The organism is Micromonospora sp. CV4 (genome assembly GCF_003667455.1).
In the GTDB taxonomy this organism is placed as follows: domain Bacteria; phylum Actinomycetota; class Actinomycetes; order Mycobacteriales; family Micromonosporaceae; genus Micromonospora.
In genome coordinates this window covers 1-4,569 of sequence record NZ_RCVI01000397.1, presented here as the reverse complement: position 1 = coordinate 4,569, position 4,569 = coordinate 1, and the positions used below count along the sequence as shown (strand labels likewise).

General features: G+C 77.0%; 3 protein-coding genes. 2 read left to right on the top strand and 1 reads right to left on the bottom strand.

The window, feature by feature from the left end; all coding sequences use genetic code 11:
* Nucleotides 1-2,513 (top strand): FtsK/SpoIIIE domain-containing protein (locus tag EAD98_RS27250; RefSeq protein ID WP_233583992.1); only part of this gene is annotated, 2,513 nt, incomplete at its 5' end.
* The gene (locus tag EAD98_RS27245) at nucleotides 2,510-3,175 is read left to right on the top strand and encodes a hypothetical protein (protein ID WP_121656824.1); all 666 of its coding nucleotides are present in this window, start codon (nucleotides 2,510-2,512) and stop codon (nucleotides 3,173-3,175) included. The genes EAD98_RS27250 and EAD98_RS27245, both read left to right, overlap by 4 nt.
* Before the next feature lie 59 nt (nucleotides 3,176-3,234).
* On the opposite strand, the gene EAD98_RS27240 is transcribed toward EAD98_RS27245, so the two are convergent.
* A complete protein-coding gene (locus EAD98_RS27240; protein WP_121656825.1) occupies nucleotides 3,235-4,509 on the bottom strand; it encodes a cupin domain-containing protein in 1,275 nt (424 codons plus the stop codon).
* Between the last annotated feature and the right edge of the window lie 60 nt (nucleotides 4,510-4,569).

Below are 4,569 nucleotides of genomic sequence, written 5' to 3'. Positions count from 1 at the left end.
GTGGCGGCCAGCGGGACCGCCGGCTGGCCGAGATCGACACGCGGCACGCCGCGCGGATCGCCGAGCTGGCCCGGCACGCCGCCGACGCCGCCCGCCGGGAGGCCCCCGGCTGCGCCGCCGCCGAATGGCCGCAATGGACGCCCACGCCCACGCGCCGGGCCGAGCCGCCCGGCGCGCTGCGTGTCGGCACGGTCCGGCTCGACGACGTGGACCCGGTGCCCGCGCTGGTGCCGCTGCTCGACGCCGGGCACGTGCACCTCTCCGGGGACGACCGCGCCGGCTGCGACGCGGTGGTCGCCGCGCTGCTGCTGCGGGCCGTCGGCCGCGCGGACCCGGGCGCGGTACGGCTGATCGGGTACGACCCGGAGCACCTCGGCGGCGGCCTGGCCGGGTTCGCGCCGCTGGGCACGGCGGGGCTGCTCACCTTCGTCGGCCCGGGCGGGCTGGGCCCGCTGCTGGACGACCTCGTCGAGCAGATCCGCCGGATCAACGAGACCGTGCTGGCCGGCGAGTACGCCTCGCTGCGGGAGCTGGCCGCGGCGACCGGCCGCCGCCCCGAACCATGGCGGGTGGCGGTGCTGCTCGGCGGCGACGAGCCGAACCGGCACGAGCGCGCGCAGCTCGACCGGGTGGTGCGGGCGGGGGCGGCGTGCGGGGTGCACCTGGTGGTCCGTGGCGTGCCGCTGCCGGAGGATCCGACGGTGACCCGGGTGGTCGCCGAGGCCTCCGGCACGCGGATCGGCGGTCCGGCCGGCCTGCCGGTCCGGCTGGACCCGCCACCTCCGGCGTCGCTGGTCACCGAGACCTGCCGGGAAGCCGCCGCCCGGGTGAACGCCGGCCCACCGCCGGCCCCGTTCGCCGACCTGCTGCCGCCGCCGGAGCTGATGTGGCGGGAGGACTCCGCAGCCGGGCTGACCGCCCCGATCGGCGAGGGCCCGCACGGCCGGCCGGTGCGGTTGACGCTGGGCGACTATCCGCCGCACGCGCTGATCGGCGGGCCGTCCGGCACCGGCAAGACCAACCTGATCTTCGCCTGGATCGGCGCGCTGGCGGCCCGCTACTCCCCCGCCGAGCTGGAGTTCTACCTGCTGGACTTCAAGGAGGGGGTGTCCTTCGCGCGGTTCGCGAAGGGCCGGCGCGATCCGAGCTGGCTGCCGCACATGCGGTTGGTCGGGATCAACGTGAACACCGACCGGGAGTTCGGGCTGGCGCTGCTGCGGTTCCTCGCCGAGGAGCTGCGCCGGCGGGCCGACGCGGCCAAGAAGCACGAGGTGACCAAGCTGGCCGAACTGCGCGCGGTCGACCCGACGGGACACTGGCCGCGGATCGTCGCGGTGGTCGACGAGTTCCAGATGCTGCTGGCCGGCCGGGACGTGGTCGCCCGGGAGGCGGCGGACCTGCTGGAGGACCTGGCCCGGCGGGGCCGGTCGCAGGGCATCCACCTGGTGCTCGCCTCGCAGGACGTGCGCGGCATCGAGGCGTTGTGGGGCCGCCCGGCGCTGGTCGCCCAGTTCGCCCTGCGCATCGCGCTGCCCAAGGCGTTGCGGATTCTGGCCGAGCGCAACGACGCGGCACAGCAACTGCCCCGCTGGCACGCGGTCGTCAACGCCGAGTCCGGCATGGTGGAGGGCAACGAGATCGCCCGGATCCCGGCGGCCAGCGACTGGGAGACGTGGAGCGCCCTGCAGAACCGGCTGTGGCGGATGCGCCCGCCGGACGCGGCGCCGGCCCGGCTCTTCGACGGCGACGCGATTCCCCGGCTGGCGGAGGCCCCGGACTTCCGGGCGCTCGCCGCCCCGGCGGACGGGTCGGCGCCGCGCAGCCCGGTGGCCCTGCTCGGCGAGATCATCGACGTGCAGGCCCGCTCGGCGGCGCTGCGGCTGCCGCGCGCACCCGGGCGCAACCTCGCGGTGCTGGGCACCCGGGTGGACGAGGCGTGCGCGGTGCTGGACGCGGCCGCCCGGTCGCTGGCCCGCCAACACCCGCCCGGCACCGCCCGGTTCTCCATCGCCTGCCTGGACCCCGACGCCGACCCGATCGCCCGTGCCCTCTACGACGACCTGGCCGACGACGCCGCCTGGTACGACGAGGAGACCGTCGGCGAGCTGATGGCCGAGACCGCCGACGGGCTCACCGGGACGGGCAGCCCGCACTACCTGCTGCTGTTCGCGGTGGACGCCGCGGCCGGGGCGCTGGCCGCGCGGGCGGGCCGCCGGACCGGTCTGGAGCAGCTGCGCCGGGTCCTGCACGACGGGCCGGAACGGCGGACCCACGTGCTGGCCTGGTGGCGGGGGGTGGCCCGGATGCGCGCCGACCTCGGCGGACCGGCCGCCCGCACCGACCAGATCGGCGCCTGGGTGGCCCTGGACGCGCACGGCGGCGAGCTGGGCGCCTCGCTCTATCCGGGCACCGGCGGCCCCGACTGGTATCCCCGCCCGTGGCGGGGGCTCTTCTTCGACCGCGCGGTGCACCGCACCGGGCAAGTGATCATCCCCTACGGACCGACGCGATGAACCAACCGGTGGCCAGTGAGACGTACGCGGCGCAGCTGCGGCGGCTGGCGGAGCTGACCGCCCGGGTGCGCGAACAGCGCGCCGAGGCGCACACCTGGTACGACCGGCAGTGCGCGGCGGCCGACCGGGCCGTCGCCGACGCCGCCGAACAGGTGCGGCACGCGGAGGAGGAGCTGGTCGCGGCGCGCGAGGAGCAGGAGCGGGTGGACGCCGAGGTCGCGCACCTGTGGCAGGAGCTGCGCAAGCGTCTCGGTGCCGGAGCCCGCCGCCTCGGTGGCCCGCCCGCCCCGGCCGACGGTGGCTCGACGGACCCGGTGCTGCTGCTCAGCCGGGCCCGCGATCTGCTCGACCGGGCCGGGCAGCCGGGCGAGCTGCCGGGCTCGGTCAACCCGCTGCTGGCGCTCTGCGGGGTGGCCGGCGCGGTGCTCGCGTACGGGCTGGGCGCCGGCGCGCGGGCGCTCGGCGTCGGGTACGGCGGCGACCTCGCGGTCGGGATGCCGGTGCTGGCGCTGGTGGTGACCCTGCTCGGGCCACTGGTCGGCCTGGTGCCGGCGCGGATGGTGGCCGACCGCCGGCACGCCGTCCTCGGGCCCCGACCGATCACCATCGTGCTCGGCGCCGGCCTGCTCGCCACCGCGCTGCTGCTGGTCCTCGGCCGCTGACCTGGACCCCTCAGGATCGAGGCGGATACCCGGGCGAGGTCGTCAACGAGGGCGATACCTCAGGCCGGGACCAGGACGGCCTCGCGCAGCAGCCGGCGGGCGAGGGTGACCCGGTCGGCGTCGTCGGGCAGCCCGGGCAGGTCACCGACCCGGACGACCCCGCCGGTGAGCAGGGCGCGGACGGCGGGCTCGCAGTCGGCGGGCAGGGTGATGGTGCGGTCGAACAGCCGCAGCGCCACCGTGTCCGGCCCATGCGGCGCGAGCTGCCAGCGCAGGCCCGGACGCGGGGTGAGCCGGGAGTCGGCGTTCAGCGTGGCCAATGCGCCGGCCTGGGCGAGCGGCCGGATCGGCGCCGGTCGGGCGGCCGGCCAGGCCCGCTGCCGCAGCCGCGCCGCGACGGCGCTCGGATTGGCGCGCAGCAGCCAGTCCCGCAGCGCCTCCACCGTCTCGGTCAGCTCCGGCTCGATGGCGTCCGGGTCGGCGACGTCGGTGCCGAACGGCAGGCTGGCCCGCAGGCGCTGGTCCTCGGCGGCGAGGGCGAGCAGCTCCTCGACCAGGGCGTACCGGGTCAACGCGCGGATGCCCACGGTCAGATGCAGCGAGCTGGCCTCCTGCGCCTGCGCGCTGTGCAGCCAGCCACGCGGCAGGTAGAGCGCGTCGCCGGGGGCGAGCACCACGTCCAGCGCGGCCGGGCCCTGCGCGGTGGCCCCGACCTCGTCGGCGCGGCCGCCCCAGGGCTGCTTCTCCAGCGGGTCCGGCAGCACCGGCGGGTGGATCCGCCAGTGTTTGCGACCGTCGACCTGGAGCACGAACACGTCGTGGGTGTCGTAGTGGGTGGCGAAGCCCTGGCTGCCCGCCGGGGTGAGGTAGGCGTTGATCTGCAACGGCTGGTTCAGCGCGAGACCCAGGTCGCGGGCGAAGTCGATCAGCGGCGGCCAGATCCGGTGCAGGCCCTGCAGCACCAGCGTGGCCCCGGCCGCGTATTGCTCCAGCACCCGCTCGTCGAGCACCTGGTCGCCGATCTCCGCGCCGGCGCCGCCGCCGCCGGTCCAGCGCGCCGCCGGCACGAGCTGCCCGTCCTTGGCGATGCGCAGGAAGGGGGTACGCAGACCGCGCCGGCTGAGCAGCTCGTCGGCGTCGGCGGGGCTGAACAGGTCGGTGAAACCGGCCGGATCGGGCAGCTCAGCGGCGCGGGACAGCAGCGGGGTGTGCCCCCAGTGCGCGGCGGCGAACTTGGCCGGCTCGACCGAGACGCAGCGGGCCAGCGCGGCGGTGGCGGGCGCGGACGGAACCGCCGGGCGACCGTGGCCGCCCGGCGGGTCGAGATGCGTCATGGTGATGCCGTCAGCGGGCGCTGCCGTCGGCGCCGCCGTCCTGCTGGCCCGGGGTCGCAC